The 17,139-nt window shown below is 62.5% G+C and carries 17 protein-coding genes; 3 read left to right on the top strand and 14 right to left on the bottom strand.

Going from position 1 to position 17,139, the window contains the following annotated elements; all coding sequences use genetic code 11:
• Positions 1-36: 36 nt before the first annotated feature.
• Genes TK06_RS02095 through TK06_RS02115 form a run of 5 tightly spaced genes read right to left on the bottom strand, consistent with a single transcriptional unit; the run spans position 37 to position 5,873 of the window.
• Complete coding sequence (locus tag TK06_RS02095) at positions 37-1,695, bottom strand: methyl-accepting chemotaxis protein (protein WP_063320601.1); 1,659 nt, start codon at positions 1,693-1,695, stop codon at positions 37-39.
• A 33-nt stretch (positions 1,696-1,728) separates the two neighbouring features.
• Positions 1,729-3,831, bottom strand: a complete 2,103-nt coding sequence (locus tag TK06_RS02100) for a chemotaxis protein CheA (protein WP_063325042.1) — start codon at positions 3,829-3,831, stop codon at positions 1,729-1,731.
• A 39-nt stretch (positions 3,832-3,870) separates the two neighbouring features.
• Positions 3,871-4,155, bottom strand: a complete 285-nt coding sequence (locus tag TK06_RS02105; protein WP_063320602.1) for an STAS domain-containing protein — start codon at positions 4,153-4,155, stop codon at positions 3,871-3,873.
• A gap of 15 nt (positions 4,156-4,170) precedes the next feature.
• Positions 4,171-4,539: a response regulator gene (locus TK06_RS02110; protein ID WP_063320603.1), complete on the bottom strand. Its 369-nt coding sequence runs from the start codon at positions 4,537-4,539 to the stop codon at positions 4,171-4,173.
• An 11-nt stretch (positions 4,540-4,550) separates the two neighbouring features.
• Entirely contained in the window at positions 4,551-5,873 is a 1,323-nt protein-coding gene (locus tag TK06_RS02115) for a methyl-accepting chemotaxis protein (RefSeq protein ID WP_428993585.1), read from the bottom strand.
• A 332-nt stretch (positions 5,874-6,205) separates the two neighbouring features.
• On the opposite strand from TK06_RS02115, the gene TK06_RS02120 reads away from it, so the two are divergent.
• Entirely contained in the window at positions 6,206-7,552 is a 1,347-nt protein-coding gene (locus tag TK06_RS02120) for an MATE family efflux transporter (protein ID WP_086936547.1), read from the top strand.
• Positions 7,553-7,608: 56 nt separating this feature from the next.
• On the top strand, positions 7,609-8,277 hold the full coding sequence (locus TK06_RS02125) for an HAD family hydrolase (RefSeq protein ID WP_063325044.1): 669 nt from the start codon (positions 7,609-7,611) through the stop codon (positions 8,275-8,277).
• Between the two features lie 129 nt (positions 8,278-8,406).
• Here the strand turns inward: TK06_RS02125 and ppnN are convergent, their stop codons facing one another.
• A complete protein-coding gene (ppnN, locus tag TK06_RS02130) occupies positions 8,407-9,780 on the bottom strand; it encodes a nucleotide 5'-monophosphate nucleosidase PpnN (protein ID WP_063320605.1) in 1,374 nt (457 codons plus the stop codon).
• A 217-nt stretch (positions 9,781-9,997) separates the two neighbouring features.
• On the opposite strand from ppnN, the gene TK06_RS02135 reads away from it, so the two are divergent.
• On the top strand, positions 9,998-10,531 hold the full coding sequence (locus tag TK06_RS02135) for a DUF3087 family protein (protein ID WP_063320606.1): 534 nt from the start codon (positions 9,998-10,000) through the stop codon (positions 10,529-10,531).
• Between the two features lie 4 nt (positions 10,532-10,535).
• Here the strand turns inward: TK06_RS02135 and TK06_RS02140 are convergent, their stop codons facing one another.
• The 8 genes from TK06_RS02140 to TK06_RS02175 all read right to left on the bottom strand — a co-directional run bounded on the left by TK06_RS02140 (position 10,536) and on the right by TK06_RS02175 (position 17,099).
• On the bottom strand, positions 10,536-11,006 hold the full coding sequence (locus tag TK06_RS02140) for an arsenate reductase ArsC (RefSeq protein ID WP_063320607.1): 471 nt from the start codon (positions 11,004-11,006) through the stop codon (positions 10,536-10,538).
• 146 nt (positions 11,007-11,152) lie between these two features.
• Positions 11,153-11,332, bottom strand: a complete 180-nt coding sequence (locus tag TK06_RS02145; RefSeq protein ID WP_003203031.1) for a general stress protein — start codon at positions 11,330-11,332, stop codon at positions 11,153-11,155.
• Positions 11,333-11,457: 125 nt separating this feature from the next.
• Entirely contained in the window at positions 11,458-12,021 is a 564-nt protein-coding gene (locus TK06_RS02150; RefSeq protein WP_063320608.1) for an ATP-dependent Clp protease proteolytic subunit, read from the bottom strand.
• Between the two features lie 117 nt (positions 12,022-12,138).
• A complete protein-coding gene (locus TK06_RS02155) occupies positions 12,139-13,194 on the bottom strand; it encodes a DNA topoisomerase IB (protein WP_063320609.1) in 1,056 nt (351 codons plus the stop codon).
• Positions 13,195-13,379: 185 nt separating this feature from the next.
• Positions 13,380-14,459 (bottom strand): molybdenum ABC transporter ATP-binding protein, encoded by a 1,080-nt coding sequence (modC, locus tag TK06_RS02160; RefSeq protein WP_063320610.1) that lies wholly within the window; start codon positions 14,457-14,459, stop codon positions 13,380-13,382.
• Between the two features lie 3 nt (positions 14,460-14,462).
• Positions 14,463-15,143, bottom strand: coding sequence for a molybdate ABC transporter permease subunit (gene modB, locus TK06_RS02165; protein WP_063320611.1), 681 nt, complete (start codon positions 15,141-15,143; stop codon positions 14,463-14,465).
• Position 15,144: 1 nt separating this feature from the next.
• Complete coding sequence (gene modA / locus TK06_RS02170; protein WP_063320612.1) at positions 15,145-15,897, bottom strand: molybdate ABC transporter substrate-binding protein; 753 nt, start codon at positions 15,895-15,897, stop codon at positions 15,145-15,147.
• Positions 15,898-16,025: 128 nt separating this feature from the next.
• A complete protein-coding gene (locus TK06_RS02175) occupies positions 16,026-17,099 on the bottom strand; it encodes an NAD(P)H-dependent flavin oxidoreductase (RefSeq protein WP_063320613.1) in 1,074 nt (357 codons plus the stop codon).
• Positions 17,100-17,139 lie beyond the last annotated feature (40 nt).

The raw sequence follows: 17,139 nt of genomic DNA on the forward strand, positions 1-17,139 counted from the left end.
TTTTTCTCCTTTAAGCAAGCCTGTGGAACCGGGCCATCAGAACCGGGTGAATTCCGATTCGTCCGGGGCACTGGCCATGTTGTAGGCAAACGCCTTGGGCATGATCGGTGCCGGTGTCCGCGTCGGTTTGCGGCCGGAGGAGCCTGGGGTGTTGTCGACCCTGGCAACTTGCACGGCAGACTTGGGCGGCGTGTCCAGGGTGAAGAAGCTCATGGCCTGTTGCAGCTGTTCGGCCTGGCTGCTCATTTCCTCGGCGGTGGCGGCCAGTTCTTCGCTGCTGGAGGCGTTTTGCTGGGTCACCTGGTTGAGCTGGGTCATGGCGGTGTTGATCTGCGCCACACCGGCGGCCTGTTCTTCGGAGGCGGCGCTGATTTCCTGCACCAGGTCCGAGGTCTTGTTGATCGAGGGGACCATCTCGTTGAGCAGGTTCCCGGCCTTCTCGGCCATATCGACGCTGCTGGAGGACAGCTCGCCGATTTCCTGGGCGGCCACCTGGCTGCGTTCGGCCAGCTTGCGCACTTCGGCGGCGACCACCGCGAAGCCTTTGCCGTGCTCACCGGCGCGGGCGGCTTCGATGGCAGCGTTGAGCGCCAGCAGGTTGGTCTGGTAGGCGATGTCGTCGATGATGCTGATCCGCTGGGCGATTTTCTTCATCGCCACCACGGTCTGCTGCACCGACTCGCCGCCGTCGGTGGCTTCCTTGGCGGCCTTGCTGGCCATGCCGTCGGTGACCTTGGCGTTCTCGGTGTTCTGGTTGATGCTGGCGCTCATCTGCTCGATGGAGGCGCTGGTTTCCTCGACGCTGGCTGCCTGTTCACTGGTGGCCTGGCTCATCGATTGCGCGGTGGCGCTGACTTCTTCGGAAGCACTGGCCAGGTTGTCCGCAGCGTTACGCACTTCGCCAATGATGTGCGAGAGCTTGCCGATCATGTTCTGCATGGCGTTGAGCACCATGCCGGTTTCGTCTTTGGAGCCGCCGTCGATTTTGGCGTTCAGGTTGCCTTCGGCCAATTGCTCGGCGACGGTCGCGGCCTGTTTCAAGGGGCGGGAGATGATGCGCGAGATGAACAGCGCCAGGCCCAGGCCCACCAGCAGGGCGGCAATCAGCACGACGATGATCGACAGGCGCGATTTTTCAAACAGCGCTGCGCCATGCTCGCTGGCGGCGCCAGCGCCCGCGTCATTGAGTTCCACCAGTTTTTGCAGGTCGTTGACCACCAGATCGAATTGACGCTTGGATTGGCCCTTGAGCATTGCATGGGCTTGCTCGGTCAGGTTTTGCCGAGACAGTGCAAGCAGGTCTTTGCTGACTGCGAGGTAAGCGACCCAGTCATTGCGGGTGGTTTCGAACAGCTGGCGATCTTCCGCGCTGGAGAGCAGTTTTTCATAGGTCGCCATGCGGGTTTCAAACCCCTTCCTGGCGTCTTCCGCTTCTTGTTCGACAGTGAGGCGTTCCTGTTCGGAATCGGCGGTAATGTGGCGGTTTTCCTTGAGGCGATAGTTTGCCGCGTAGAAACGCATGCCCGAGGCCGCACGCATGGACGGCATCCAGTTTTCCCTGATATCGACGGTGGTGCTGTTCACCTCGCCCAGTTGGATGATCGCGAACACTCCCATGACGGCGGTCAGGGCCAGCACCACAAGAAATGAAGTGATCAGTTTGGTGGCGATTCTAAGATCGTAGAACCATTTCATTGGGAAGTACCTCTCCATGGAATTGCTTAAGCGTCAGCGAGCGTTGGCTTGTTGTAATTGAGTTGATGTGAAGCGGTTTTCCACTTGGGCGATCTGGGTGAGCAGCGCCGGTACGTCGAGAATCAACGCCACCGCGCCACTGCCCAGGATGGTCGAGCCACTGATGCCGCGAAGGGCACCAAACAGCTTGCCCAGCGGCTTGATCACGGTCTGGAATTCACCCAGCAAGTCATCCACCACCAGCCCGGCCTTGAGTTCGGCGTAGCGCACCACCACCACGTTCTGCCGGCGAGCGGGCGGGCCTTCGTGGCTGAAGTGATCGCGCAGGTAGACCAGGGGCAGCACCTCGCCGCGCAGGTCGAGATAGCCCTGTTCGCGGCTGGCGACCCCATCGTTCTCGCTCAGCTCGATGCATTCCTGGACCATGTCCAGCGGAATGACATAGGTTGACTGACCGATGCCCACCAGAAATCCATTGATGATCGCCAGGGTCAGCGGCAGGCGGATACGCACCACGGTACCCTTGCCGGGCTGGCTGTCGAGGTCGACGGTGCCGCGCAGCAGGGTGATGTTGCGCTTGACCACGTCCATGCCCACGCCACGCCCCGAAAGGTTGGTCACGGCCTGGGCGGTGGAAAAACCGGGCTCGAAGATCAGGTTGTAGATCTCCTGGTCGGTCGGGCTCGCGCCGGGGGAGACCAGGCCGCGCTCCTGGGCTTTTTCCAGGATCCGGTCACGGTTCAGGCCGGCGCCGTCGTCGGCGATTTCCAGCACGATGCTGCCCGAGTCGTGATAGGCGTTGAGGTGCAGGTGCCCCTTGGCCGGTTTGCCCGCCGCCAGCCGGGCCTCGGCGGTTTCAATGCCGTGGTCCATGGCGTTGCGCAGCAGGTGCATGAGCGGGTCGCCGATTTTTTCCACCACGGTCTTGTCCAGTTCGGTCTCTGCGCCGCTGATGATCAGGTCGATGTCCTTGCCCAGCTCCTGGCTGACATCGCGCACCACCCGACGGAACCGGTTGAAGGTTTCGCCGATGGGGATCATGCGCAGGCGCAGGGCGCCGTCGAGGATTTCTTCCACCAGTGACGACACCGTCGAGGTGGATTCCTGCAACGGATCGTTATGGCAGGTGCGGGCCAACAGGCTGGCACCGGCGCTGGCGATGACCAGTTCGCCCACCAGGTTGATCAGTTCATCGAGCTTGTCGGCATTGACACGCACATAGGTGCCGTCCTTGGCCTTGCTGTCGCTGCTCACCGCTTGTTTGTCGGTGGCGATCTGGGCGGGCATGCGTGGTGTCTTGCGCTGGTCGGACAACAACTCGCCGGTGGCGACCAATGCGGTGGTTTCCTCGGCCGGTTCCGGCGACGTCGTGACCAGGCCGGTGTTGGCCTGGGGCGCGATGTCGTCGTCCTGGGCAACGATCTCGATCTCGCAGTCTTCCCGGACGAAATCGAACACTTCATTGATCGCGCCGTGGCCGGCGGCCGAGCGAAACTCGATGTCGAAACCCAGGTAGCAGGACTCGGCGTCCCAGGCATCGGCGGCGGGCAGGGCGTCGGTCAAGGTGGTGATGTCGACGATTTCACCCAGGGTTTGCAGGTAGCGCAGGAACGACAGAGGGTCCATGCCGTTGCGGAACACGTCCTGGCCGAAACGCAGGGAGATGTGCCAGAGGCGCGTTTCGCCGGGTTCACGGGTTTCGGTGTTCTGGGCGGGCGTTGGGGCCGTGGCCGGCGAGGGCGCCTGGTACTCCTGCAGGATCTGGCACAGTTCCACTTCCCGTTGCAGGGCCGGTGGCGGTAGCGCTCCGCCCTGGTTGGCGGCCACGTTGATCAGCTCCAGCATGTGATCGCTGGACTTGAGCAGTACCGCGATCAGGCCTGCGTCCACTTCGACGCTGCCGTTGCGCAGGCGATCGAGCACGTCTTCGACGATGTGGGTGAAGCTGACGATCGGTTCCAGGCCGAACAGCCCGGCCGAGCCCTTGATCGTGTGCGCCGCCCGGAAGATCGCGCCGATGGCGTCATCGTCGCCGGGGTCGGTTTCCAGTTGCAGCAGCGACTCTTCCATCGCTTGCAACTGTTCCCGTGCCTCGACGATGAACGTCTGTTGTGCCTGATCGAGATTGATGCTCACGCTCATATCCTTTGTCGTGTCCGACGTATTGCAGCAGCCCTAGGCAACCAGGTTGCACAGGGCAAGTGTTTCCATGACGGCCTTGCTCTGGCCGGTCAATGTCAGTTGGGTGCCGGCCTTGGCGGCCTCGCGTTGTACCATCAGCAGCAGTTGCAGGCCGGCGCCGTCCATCTCGGTGATCTGCGACAGATCAAGGGCCATCCGCGGTGTTGCGCCCAGCTGCGGTAACCATTGCGCGGCCAGGTCGGCGGCGGTGTAGATCGTCAGCTCGCCGTCGATGTGCACCTGGGCGGTGTCATCCTGTGTTTCGTAGTGCAACGACATGGGCGCCTCCGCTCATCAAGGAAGAATCAGCTTGGATACCGCCGCCAGCATCTGCGCCGGCTGGAACGGCTTGACCACCCAGGCCTTGGCTCCGGCGGCCTGGCCTTCCTGTTTCTTCGATTCCTGGGATTCGGTGGTGAGCATGATGATTGGCGTGAACTTGTAGCTGGCCAGCTTCTTGACCTCCTTGACGAAGGTGATGCCGTCCATGTTGGGCATGTTCACGTCACTGATGATCAGGTGCACTTTCTGGCCATTGAGTTTGCCCAGGGCATCCTTGCCATCGTTGGCTTCGATCACGTCATAGCCGGCACTTTTCAACGCGATGCCGACCACCTGCCGAACGCTCGCGGAGTCGTCGACAACCAATACACTTTTAGCCATGAACGGCGCTCCTAAAAGAAGGTGATTTCCTGTGAAGTCTGTTGCGCGGCCGAGTCGCCGTGGTGATTGCGGCGTTGCTCGTCGGTGGCGTAAGTGGTTTCCATGCGCGCCAGCCATTGGCGAGCGTCGATGGAAACGGCTTGTTCGGGCGACTGGCTGGCCTGCTGCATGTGCACATGCAGGTCCTCGATGTTGTCGCGCACGTGGCTGAGGATCTGGCTGACCCGATCCTGGAATTGCAGGCTGACCAGCACCTCGGTGAGTTCATCGCGGATGCCGAAGCTCTCCCGCTGCAGCATGTCGGCCGAGTCGGCCAAGCTGCCGGTGACACTCTTGAAGCGCTCCAGCACCTGCTGGATGCTTTGCTCGGAGGCACTGACCGAATGGCTGTCCTGGTCCGCGCCGCTGGACGCGGCATGCACCAGTTGGGTGATGGCGGTGTTGATGATGTCGACCTTGGCCGACATCTGCTGGCCGGTCTCGCTGGACTTGCTCGAGAGGCTGCGCACGGCGTCGGCCACCACGGCAAAGCCACGCCCGGCCTCGCCGGCACGGGCGGCTTCGATGGCGGCGTTGAGGGCCAGCAGGTTGGTCTGCGCGGCAATCGCCGCGACATCGGCGGCCATGGTCCGCAGTTCCCCGGTATAGGCCGTCAGGTTGCGTACCTGGGCCAGGGTTTCATCGCGGCTGGCCTGGGTGGCCTTCAGCGAATCGATGACCTTGACCAGTTCACTTTCGCTCTGGGCCAGCACCTGCACGGCACCGCCACTGCTGCTGCCGGCCAACTCACCGGCGGCCAGTTGCGAGGCTTGCACGGTCTCTTCCAGGCGCGAAGAAATGCCGGTGAAGCGGCTGGTCAGCGAGACGATTGCGGTTTCGGTCTGCTGCCGAGAGCTTTCGACCTGCTTGGCCCAGATCGGCATGGCGCCGAGAATGACTTCGTTGAGTTGCTCGCTGGCTTTATGGGCCAGATGCTCGCTGGCTTGCAGGTCGTTGCGGGCCATGGCGGCGATGGCGCTGTCGAACTGCTGACGTTGCGAACGCGCACCCCATACACCAGCACCGACACCAACGGCCAGGAGGGCAACAGCCAGGATGATGTTTTGTACACTTGGACCATTGAGCAGTAAGACGCCAACGGCAGCAACGAAAGCGACGAGCACTGTGTTCCAGAGGATGCGAGGTGGTTGAGCGAAGGAATGACCGTGTGGGTACGACGTCATGGTTCGGTCCTTGAACAGAGTTTCTAACAGGTTATTTGCGAATAACTGGTTATCTGCGACCTCTACTCGGACTTTAAGACCGGCTGTCCGATACCGGTATTGCATAGGCATTGGCCTACACAGTACGTGGCACTGTGCTATTTCAGGTTAGACGCAGTCTGGGAAATGTCGAATGCACCCGACGAAGGTATGAGCCACCTGGCGAGGGAGAGGGCGCACGGGCCTTTGTGGCGAGGGAGCTTGCTCCCGCTGGAGCGCGAAGCGGTCCCAAACTTGGCGGGTGCGGTTGGCCTGAAAGATTGCGTGTTTAGGTTTTGGGGCTGCTGCGCAGCCCAGCGGGAGCAAGCTCCCTCGCCACGAAAAACGGACATCTTCCGAAACAGAATCCATGGATTGCGCTAAATTACCCCGCATTGGATTTCGAACCTGCCATCAGAGCCCCCATGCCCACCCAGCCCCTCTGGAAAACCTACCTCCTGTTCCTGGCCCCTATGGTCTTGTCCAATTTCCTGCAGTCCATGTCTGGCACGTTCAACAGCATCTACATCGGCCAGATGCTCGGTACCCAGGCCTTGGCGGCGGTGTCGGGCATGTTTCCCATCGTGTTTTTCTTTATCGCATTGGTGATTGGCCTCGGCGCGGGGGCGGGTGTGTTGATCGGGCAGGCCTACGGCGCCGGCGAAACCGGGACGGTGAAGGCGATTGCCGGTTCGACCTTGTTGCTGGGGGCGATCATCGGCCTGGCGGCGGCGGTGCTTGGCAGTGTCTTTGCGCGTCAGGCGTTGCAGGGGCTCGGCACGCCGGCCGATGTGCTGGAGGATGCCGTTTCCTATGCCCGGGTCATGCTGTGGATCCTGCCGATGTTGCTGATATTTGTGCTGTTTACCCAGCTGCTGCGCGGGGTGAGCGATACGGTGTCACCGATGTTGGCGCTGCTGACCTCCACCAGTGTCGGGTTGCTGCTCACGCCAGCGTTGATTCGTGGCTGGTTGGGGTTGCCGCAGATGGGCATCCAGAGCGCGGCGCTGGCGGGGTTGGTGGGGACGGCCTCGGCCATGGCCATGCTGGCGTGGCGCTTGAACCGTCGCGAGCATGCCCTGGCGCCGGACCGGGCGTTGTTCGCGGCGATGCGCCTGGACATGGAGATCCTTGGCAAAGTGCTGCGCATAGGCTTGCCCACAGGGTTGCAGATGGTGGTGATCTCGTTGTCCGAGTTGGTCATCCTGACGCTGGTCAATAGCCATGGCTCCCAGGCCACGGCGGCCTACGGCGCGGTGACGCAGATCGTCAACTACGTGCAGTTTCCGGCGCTGTCGATCGCCATCACCGCTTCGATCCTCGGCGCCCAGGCCATCGGTGCCGGACGCCTGGAGCGCCTGGGGCCGATCCTGCGCACGGGGTTGTTGATCAACCTCTGGCTTACGGGCGGGTTGGTGGTCCTGGGGTATTTGTTGTCCCACTGGCTGCTGGGGCTGTTCATCACCGACCCGGCGGCACGGGTCCAGGCCGAACACCTGCTGCACATCATGCTCTGGAGCCTGCTGGTGTTCGGCTTCCAGGCGATCGTCGGCGGCATCATGCGCGCCAGCGGCACGGTGCTGGTGCCAGTCGCTATCTCGATCTTCTGTATCGTCGTCGTGCAGGTGCCGGCGGCGTATCTGCTGGACGCTCACTTCGGCCTGCAAGGGGTGTGGGTGGCGTTCCCGGTGGCCTACTTGAGCATGCTGCTGTTGCAGACGCTGTACTACAAGCAGGTGTGGCAGCATCAGCCGATCGAGCGGTTGGTGTAACCAACCCACCATTTAATCCTGTGGTCATCACCCGCCACGCCGCCACCGAGGATCCGATGCCTGCCAGTCTCCCCACCCCCATTGCCTACCGCGCCTTCCTGTTCGACATGGACGGCACACTGCTCAATTCCATTGCCGCCGCCGAGCGGATCTGGACGCGCTGGGCCCTGCGCCACGGCGTGGACGTGGCGACATTCCTGCCGACGATCCATGGCGTGCGCGCCATCGACAGCATCACCCGCCAGCACCTGCCGGGGGTGGATGCCCAGGCCGAGGCCGAGCAGATTACCCGCGAGGAAATCGAAGACGTCGAAGGCGTGGTGCAGGTGCCCGGTGCGCAGGCCTTTCTGAACAGCCTGCCGCCAGAGCGCTGGGCAATCGTCACCTCGGCGCCGATGGCACTGGCTTTGCGGCGTATGGAAGCGGCCGGGATCCCACGCCCCGCAGTGATGGTCACTGCCGAGGACGTGAGCGACGGCAAGCCCAACCCCGCCTGCTACCGCTTGGCTGCCGAACGCTTGCAGGTGGCACCGCAGAAATGCCTGGTGTTTGAAGACGCCGAGGCGGGCATTCGGGCTGGCGAGGCGGCGGGGGCGGATGTGCTGGTGGTGACGGCGACGCATACGCACCCGGTGGTCACCCTTCATCCGCAGATCAAGGATTACCTTGGGCTAGGCATTGAGGTGGATGAGGCCGGCCTGATGCGGTTGCCTTCGATTCTATGACCGCCGCAGAACACCTGTGGGAGCGAGCTTGCTCGCGATAGCGGAGGTTCAGCTTGCATCAGTGCTGAATGTACCGGCGCCATCGCGAGCAGGCTCGCTCCCACATTGGATCTGTGGTCTTCGGGTAGGTCAGGTCACCACGCGATAGCACGGCACATACGCCGCGCCGCCTGGCAGTTTCATGCGGTGCTGGGCGACGAAGGCCTGGAGCAGGCGGTCGAGGGGTTCCATGATGGCGGCGTCGCCGTGGATCTCGTAAGGGCCGTGTTCTTCGATCAGGCGGATGCCCTTGTCCTTGACGTTGCCGGCCACGATGCCCGAGAACGCCCGGCGCAGGTTGGCCGCCAGTTCGTGGGCGGGCAGGTCGCGGCTCAGGCCCAGGCTGGCCATGTTGGCGTGGGTCGGGTCGAACGGGCGCTGGAAGCCTTCGTCGATCTTCAGCAGCCAGTTGAAATGGAAGGCGTCGTTGCGCTCGCGGCGGAACTGCTTGACCTCCTTGAGCCCCTGGGTCATCTGCCGCGCCACTTCGGCCGGGTCGTCGATGATGATCTGATAGTGCTTCTGCGCGGCCTCACCCAGGGTTGCACCGACAAATGCATGCAACTGATCGAGGTACGGCGCGGCGCTTTTCGGTCCGGTGAGCACCACCGGGAACGGCAGGTCCTGGTTGGCCGGGTGCATCAGGATACCCAGCAGGTAGAGGAACTCTTCCGCCGTACCAGCGCCACCCGGGAAGATGATGATGCCGTGACCGACACGTACGAAAGCCTCGAGGCGTTTCTCGATGTCCGGCAGGATCACCAGCTCATTGACGATCGGGTTCGGCGCCTCGGCGGCGATGATGCCTGGCTCCGTCAGGCCCAGGTAGCGACCGCCATGGATACGCTGCTTGGCATGGGCAATGGTGGCGCCTTTCATCGGGCCTTTCATCACGCCAGGGCCGCAGCCGGTGCAGATATCCAGGCTGCGCAGGCCCAGCTCGTGGCCGACCTTCTTGGTGTATTTGTATTCTTCGGTGTTGATCGAGTGACCGCCCCAGCACACGACAATTTTCGGCTCCACGCCAGGACGCAAGGTGCGGGCGTTGCGCAGCAGGTGGAAGACGTAGTCGCTGATGCCCTGGGACGAGCTGAGGTCGATGCGCTGGCTGTCCAGCTCGTTCTCGGTGTAGACGATGTCGCGCAGGGCGCTGAACAGCATTTCCCGGGTGCTGGCGATCATTTCGCCGTCGACGAACGCGTCGGCCGGCGCGTTCAGCAGCTCCAGGCGCACGCCCCGGTCCTGCTGGTGAATACGGATCTCGAAGTCCTTGTAGGCTTCCAGGATGGTCTTGGCGTTATCAACATGGGCGCCGGTGTTGAGGATGGCCAGGGCGCACTGGCGGAAGAGGGTATAGATACTGCCGGAACCGGCTTCGCTCAGTTGCTGGACTTCGCGCTGGGACAAGGTCTCCAGGCTGCCTTTGGGGCTTACCGAGGCGTTGATTACATGTCTTTGATTCATTCAGCTTTCCTTGAAAACGATGCCATGCACACAACGACGGCATCTTGAAAAAAACGTCCACGCAGAAAGATCGCACGATCCTTGCGCTATCGCCATGGACTTCGATCCAGACCCGGCGAGTCGGTTGCGATACAAAATGAGCTCCAGCATAGCTAAATCGACCGGGCAGGCGATAATGCGTGACTCTTTTGATGCCGTACAAGGAAATTGCACCGCGATGTTCGAGATCAAACCGTGGGATAGCGACACCTATCGCAAGCAGACTCGCCGCAGCACCCTGATCATCGCGGTGGTGTTCCTGGCCCTGGCGATGTTGCTGTCCAGCCTGGCCGTGCTGCTGCTGGGCACGCCCGGAGGCGATAACTTTCGCTTCAATCTCGGCGGGGTGCTTGTCGCGGTGCTGGCAATGGCTGCGCTGATGCGCCTGTATTTCTGGTCGCAGCCATGGATGGCCGCCGCCGTGTACGGCTGGCAGCTCAAGCGCAGCCTGATGAAAATCACCAACGTGATGCACCAGGTGACCGCTGGCGTGCAAGCCCAGGACCCCACCGCTATGAAGCTGCTGCGTTTCTATCACCTGGGGCTGGCCCAGATGCATCAGCTGGACGCCAACTCCAGCGCCCAGGGCTCCCTGGCGCGAGAGGCCGACGCGCACCTGGCGAAGATGCAGGCGCTGGGCCTGGGCACCGAACAGTCGCGCCTGGAGGCGAGCTGGATCGAGACGGTGAAGCAGGCCTATCGCGCAGGTTGAGCGGTCAGAGGGTGCCGATGCGGTCGAGCTCGGCTTTCAAGGCCTGGGCATCGAGCTGGTCGAAGGGCAGGGCAAAAAAGGCCCGGCAGCGGGTTTCGATACGATCCAGGGTGGCATGGAAGGCCTGGCCGATCTGATCATCGCTGCCTCTGACGGTCGATGGATCGACCAGGCCCCAGTGGGCCTTGATGGCCGGACCGAAGTACACCGGGCAAGCATCGCGAGCGGCGCTGTCGCACACGGTGATGACGATGTCCGGCGGACTGCCCTCGAACGCGTCGTTACCCTTGCTGCGCAAGCCTTTTACGCTGATACCGGCTTCTTGCAAGGTGCTCAGGCTGCGCGGGAGCACGTGGCCCTTGGGGAAACTGCCGGCGCTGACGGCCTGGAATCCGGCCGGGGCCAGATGGTTGAACATCGCTTCGCTGAGAATGCTGCGGCAACTGTTGGCTGTGCACATGAAGAGGACTTTCATCGATCGGCTCCGATAAGCGCAAGGTTGGGCTGCGCCGGAGTATATGCGGACAATCGAATATATGGAATTTCGTATTTGTAGCGAGGGCGAGGACGAGAGCGGATAGCGCCGGGGCGCAGTACTCTGCGCCCCAACGATTTGCGTGGTTACGATTTTCTGCCGCCGCCTTGGCTGCGTTCGCTACCTTTGTTACCGGCTCCAGTGCCTTTTTGCCGGTCGTTGGCAACGTTGCCGCCCGACGCTTGTCCGCCTTTCTTGCCGGCTTCCGATGCTTTTTCACGATCATTGGCGAAGTTGCCTGGGTTTTTGTTTCCGCTACTGGCCATTTCGAGAATCCTCATTTTGGTTGAGCGAGCAACGTGCCTCGCATTAGTTGGGAAAGAAAATGGCCGGGGGAAGTTTAAAAAAAACCGCTTGCTGGCGACGAATGGTCTGCCACCAGCCTTCACTTCTAATCCTCGCCACCGCTGACTTTCCAATGCTTGGCATCTGCCGGGAATACCACTTGCTCGACCCGATGGGCAATGCCGAAAGCCAGGGAGTTCTCCGCTGGAATCACCCGTTCCTCGGCACACAGGCATTTGAAGATATCCAGCTGCGTCGCCGCGCCAGCGGTTTCCTTGACGTAGATTTCCACGTAGCGCGCCACGTCGTTGTCCAGGCTGGACAGGTACTCGCGCAAGCGTGAGTGGTCCACCGACTTCTGACCGAAGTACCAGTTCATCGGATGAATCAGGAAACGCGAGTGCGGGGTGGTGGTGCGGTCGCTGGCGGCCAGGTACATGACGATGCCCATCGACTCGATGTTGCCGGCGTTCACCGCACGTACCGGTATCGGCAGGGACTTGATGAAGGTGTAGAGGGTGAAACCGAAGTTGGTGCTGCCACCGACTGTGGAGAGATTGAGCATCAGCGAGTCGGCGCCTTTCTCAATGGCCTCCAGGCAGTTATCGCGAAAGCGTTCCGTGGTTCCCTGATCGATCTGGCAATGAAAATGGACAATGTGTTCGGACATCTGAAACTCCTGTCGACTTCACCCTTTGCAAGTGCCTGCGGATCGGCTGTGCCGTACAGTTGGGAGTCCAGCGGTCTGCGGATGTTCCTCATCCATGGCTGGCTGCCGGTGAGCACATCAAGTCGGTTGCTGCTGTTCGCATTTCTGGGCAGCTTGCGTCATGCGCTGCAGGAATAACGCCAGCCCGGCTTCTTCTTCGCTGAGGCCTTTACGTGCCCGGGGTTTGGGCAACTGGGTCAGGGCACCGAGCAGGAAACTCTCCACCACCGCAGGATGAATGTAGCACTTGCGACAGACGGTCGGCGTGTTGCCCAGTTGTCGGGCGACTTGCCTGACCATCTCGGCGACATGCCTTTTGGCCTCGCTTTCGGTTTCCCAGCGCAGCGTCCGCAACCCGGCCAGAGCGGCTGCGCTGCCGGCCCAGGTGCGGTAGTCCTTGGCGGTGAAGTCAGCGCCAGTGAGGGTCTTGAGGTAGGCGTTGATGTCCGAAGAACTGATGGCGTGGCGTTCGCCGTGTTCGTCCAGGTACTGGAACAGGTTCTGCCCGGGGATCTCCTGGCAGCGCTTGATGATCCGCGCCAGGCGCCGGTCCTTCACGGTGATCTGGTGCTCGATGCCGCTCTTGCCACGGAACTGGAAGGCGATGGCGCTGCCGTTGACCTCGACATGCTTGTTGCGCAGGGTCGTCAGGCCATAGGAGCGATTGTCCCGCGCGTATTGGCTGTTGCCGACGCGGATCAGGGTCGTGTCCAGCAGGGTGATGACCGTGGCCATGACTTTGTCGCGGCTGAACCCGGGCGTGGCGAGGATTTGCTCCAGGCGTTTGCGCAAGCGCGGCAGGGCCCGTCCGAATTCCAGCATCCGCGAATACTTGTCCGCATCACGGACCTCACGCCAGCGCGCATGGTAACGGTACTGCTTGCGTCCACGGGCATCGCGCCCGGTGGCCTGGAGATGGCCGCGCGGGTCGGTGCAGATCCAGACATCGGTATAGGCCGGTGGCACCGCTAGGGCATTGATGCGCTGGATCTCGGCTGTGTCGGTGATGCACTGGCCTTGCGGGTCGAAATAACAGAACTTGCCACGCAATTTCTTGCGGGTGATGCCGGGGGCCGTGTCGTCGACGTAATGCAGGTCGGCCGGCAATGCATCCGGCGGCAGGGTGTCGGGCATGAAGAAAGTCCTTGGCAGCGAATCCGGTGGCCATGTGATCGATTGACCGCAGCCCGTTGCGGTCGTGCCAAGATTCTGCGGTTACCCGCAACCCCTGTGTGCGAGCTTGCTCGCGATAGCGGTGAATCAGCTTGCATCAATGTTGGATGCGTCGTCATCGCGAGCAAGCTCGCACACAAGGTGGACTACGCCAACACCGCCACCGCCTTGATCTGCGCCCACAGCAACTGCCCTGGATGCAGCTTGAGCTGATCGCGCGAATAGCGGGTGATGCGTGCCAGCAGCGGGGTGCCGGCGGCTTCCAGGCGGACCAGCACATGGGCGGCGTTGTCGGCGGCCTGTTCGCTGACCACGGTGACCGGCAGGCGATTGAGGATGCTGGTCTGGGCATCGTTCGCCAGGCTGAGGCTGACGTCCCGGGCCTGGACCTTGAAGCGCAGCGGCTGGCCGAGGGCCAGGGACGTGTGGGCCACGCGTACGTTCAGTTGGCTATCGGGCAGATTCAGGGTCAGCAGTTGATAAGCCAGGTCATAACCGCTGACCTTGCCCTCGATCACCACGCCGGCGTCGTCCCCCAGGGCCAACGGCAGGTCGAGCCGGGCCAGGGTTTCGCCGATCGGCCCACTGGCCAGCGCGCGGCCGCCGTCGAGCAACACGATGTGATCGGCCAGGCGCGCCACTTCGTCCTGGGAATGGCTGACATACAGCACTGGAATGTCCAGCTCATCGTGGAGCCGTTGCAGGTACGGCAGGATTTCGTTTTTGCGCCGGGTATCGAGGGCCGCCAGCGGCTCATCCATCAGCAGCAGTTGCGGGCTGGTGAGCAAGGCGCGGGCGATGCCCACCCGCTGGCGCTCGCCGCCGGACAGGTTGTGCGGCTGCCGATCGAGCAAGTGCCCGATGCCCAGCAGTTCGGTCGCCTGTTGCATGTCCACCCGCCGTTGTGCCGGCGCGATGCGCTTGAGGCCGAACGCCAGGTTGGCCCGCACCGACAGATGGGCGAACAGGCTCGCCTCCTGGAACACATACCCCACCGGCCGTTTATGGGGCGGCATGAACACCGCGTGCTCACTGTCTTGCCAGACTTGGCCGTTGACCTCGATAAAACCCCGGGCCGGTCGCTCCAACCCGGCAATGCAGCGCAGGCAGGTGGTTTTACCGGAACCGGAAGGTCCGTACAGTGCGGTCACGCCACGGCCGGGCAGTTGCACATCCAGGTCCAGGGAAAAAGCCCCGTGGTCGAGCTGAAAACGCGCCTGAATCATCGATCAGCTCCAACCGGCACGGGTTCGGCGGCTGGAATACAGCGCCAGCAGCACCAGGAATGAAAACACCAGCATCGCCGCGGCCAGCCAGTGGGCCTGGGCGTATTCCAAGGCTTCGACATGGTCGTAGATCTGCACCGACACCACCCGGGTTTTCTCCGGAATGTTGCCGCCGATCATCAGCACCACGCCGAATTCGCCGACGGTGTGGGCAAAGCCGAGAATCGCCGCGGTGATGAAGCCGGGGCGGGCCAGGGGCAGGATGACGCTGAAAAACGTATCCCAAGGCCCGGCCCGCAGGGTAGCGGCGACTTCCAAGGGGCGACTGCCGATGGCGGCAAAGGCGTTCTGCAACGGCTGCACCACAAACGGCATGGAGTAGATCACCGAGCCGATCACCAGCCCGGTGAAGCTGAAGGTGAGGGTGCCCAGCCCGAGGGCCTGGGTGAATTGGCCGATCCAGCCGTGCGGCCCCAACGCCAGCAACAGGTAGAAGCCGATCACCGTGGGTGGCAACACCAATGGCAATGCCACCACCGCGCCCACCGGCCCGCGCAGCCACGAGCGGGTGCGCGACAGCCATAAAGCGATGGGCGTGCCGATGAGCAGCAGGATCACCGTGGTCAAGGACGCCAGTTTGAGGGTCAGCCAGATGGCGGCATAGTCGGCGCTGGTCAGGGGCATTTTAGCGTTGGTAACCGTAGGCTTGGATGATGGCGGCGGCTTTCGGCCCCTTGAGGTAATCCACCAAGGCCCTGGCAGCGGGGTTGTCCCGGCCCTTGCTGAGAATCACCGCGTCCTGTTTGATCGGGTCGTGCAGTTCGGCCGGAACGATCCATGCCGAGCCGCCTGTCACTCTGCCGTCCTTGTACACCTGGGACAAGGCGATGAAACCGAGTTCGGCGTTACCGGTGGAGACGAACTGATAGGCCTGGGTGATGTTCTGGCCTTCGACGAGCTTGCCTTTCACCTGCGCGGTCAAGCCGAGCTTGTCCAGCACCTGGGTCGCGGCGAGGCCGTAGGGTGCTGCTTTCGGGTTGGCAATGGACAGGTGCTGGAAGTCGTTGTGCTTGAGGACCTGCCCCGTGCCATCGACATAACCCTCTTTGGCTGACCACAGCGCCAGGGTGCCGACGGCGTAGGTGAAGCGCGAGCCCTTGACGGTGTCGCCCTCGCTCTCGAGTCTGGCCGGGGTGGTGTCGTCGGCGGCGAGGAAAACTTCGAATGGCGCGCCGTTCTTGATCTGCGTGTAGATCTGCCCGGTGGCGCCGTAAGCCGCCACCAATTTATGCCCGGTGTCTTTTTCGAAGTCGGCGGCGATGGCCTGGATCGGTGCGGTGAAATTGGCGGCGACCGCCACCTGCACCTCGGCGGCCTGGACGGCGCCAATAGTCAGGAACGGGATCAACAGCAACGGCGCGAAGCGGGTGAGGCGCATAGGTGAGGCTCCGAGGGCAGGTTCGCTATATACCGGAATATATAGCGAATGGCCGACAAACGGAACGTGGCATTTTGCCTGGGGAGCGAGGGAGCAAGCGATGGCGGCCTGACAGGCGATGACGGCTGTCAGGACCGCCCACGATTGTTGAATCGGGCCAATGCCTCTTCAGCCAACCGCCGGGTCAACTCGGCGCTCGACAGTTCGCGGCCCAGGGGAAACGCCTGGCCGGCCCACAGGTTGCTGAAGTCCGCTTCATCCTTGGCGCGCAGCGGCATCAACGCGCCGCCCGCCAGGGGAAAGGCCGGTGCGAGCGGGCTCATCGGGCCCACTTCGCGCATCACCCGGTTGACGATGCCTCGGGCCGGGCGCCCAGTGAACAGGTTGGTAACAGCGGTCTGGCTTTCCTTGGCCGTGCGCAACGCGCGGTGATGGGAAGCGCTGATCTTCGCCTCGGGGGTGAACAGATAGGCGCTGCCCAGTTGCACCGCCGAGGCGCCCAGGGCGAACGCCGCGACGATCCCCCGTGCATCGCCAATGCCGCCGGTGGCGATCACCGGCACCTTCACCGCATCCACCACCTGCGGCAGCAAGGCAAACAGCCCGACTTGGGTGTTGAGGTCGTCGCTGAGGAACATCCCGCGATGACCACCGGCTTCGTAACCCATGGCAATGATCGCATCGCAACCATGCTGTTCCAGCCAGATGGCCTCCTCGACGGTAGTGGCCGAGGAAAGGATTTTCGCGCCAGTGGCCTTCACCCGATCCAGCAAGGATTTTTCCGGTAGGCCGAAATGAAAACTGACCACTTTGGGACGCATCTCTTCCAACACCTGGCAGGCGGCATCATCGAAGGGTGTGCGGTTGGACACCGGGGTCGGCGCGTCGAAGTCGACGCCCAGTTCCTGGTAGTACGGCTTGAGCCGTTGCTTCCAGGCTGCGGCCCGCTGTTCGTCGAAGGCCGGGGGCTGGTGACAGAAAAAATTCACGTTGAACGGCTTGTCGGTTTGCTCGCCGATGGTCGTCAGCGCCTGGCGCAGTTGTTCGACATCGAGCATCGCCGCCGGCATCGAACCCAGCCCGCCGGCGTTGCACGTCGCGACCACCATGGCCGGCCCGGTCACCCCGGCCAGTGGCCCCTGAATGATGGGCAGCTCGATACCGAGCAGGTCAAGAATGCGAGTGTCTGGCCACTGGCTCATGGGCGGGGTCTCCGACGGCAGAAGGAAACAGCGGTTTTAG

The sequence above is a fragment of the Pseudomonas fluorescens genome (assembly GCF_001623525.1).
GTDB lineage: Bacteria > Pseudomonadota > Gammaproteobacteria > Pseudomonadales > Pseudomonadaceae > Aquipseudomonas > Aquipseudomonas fluorescens_Q.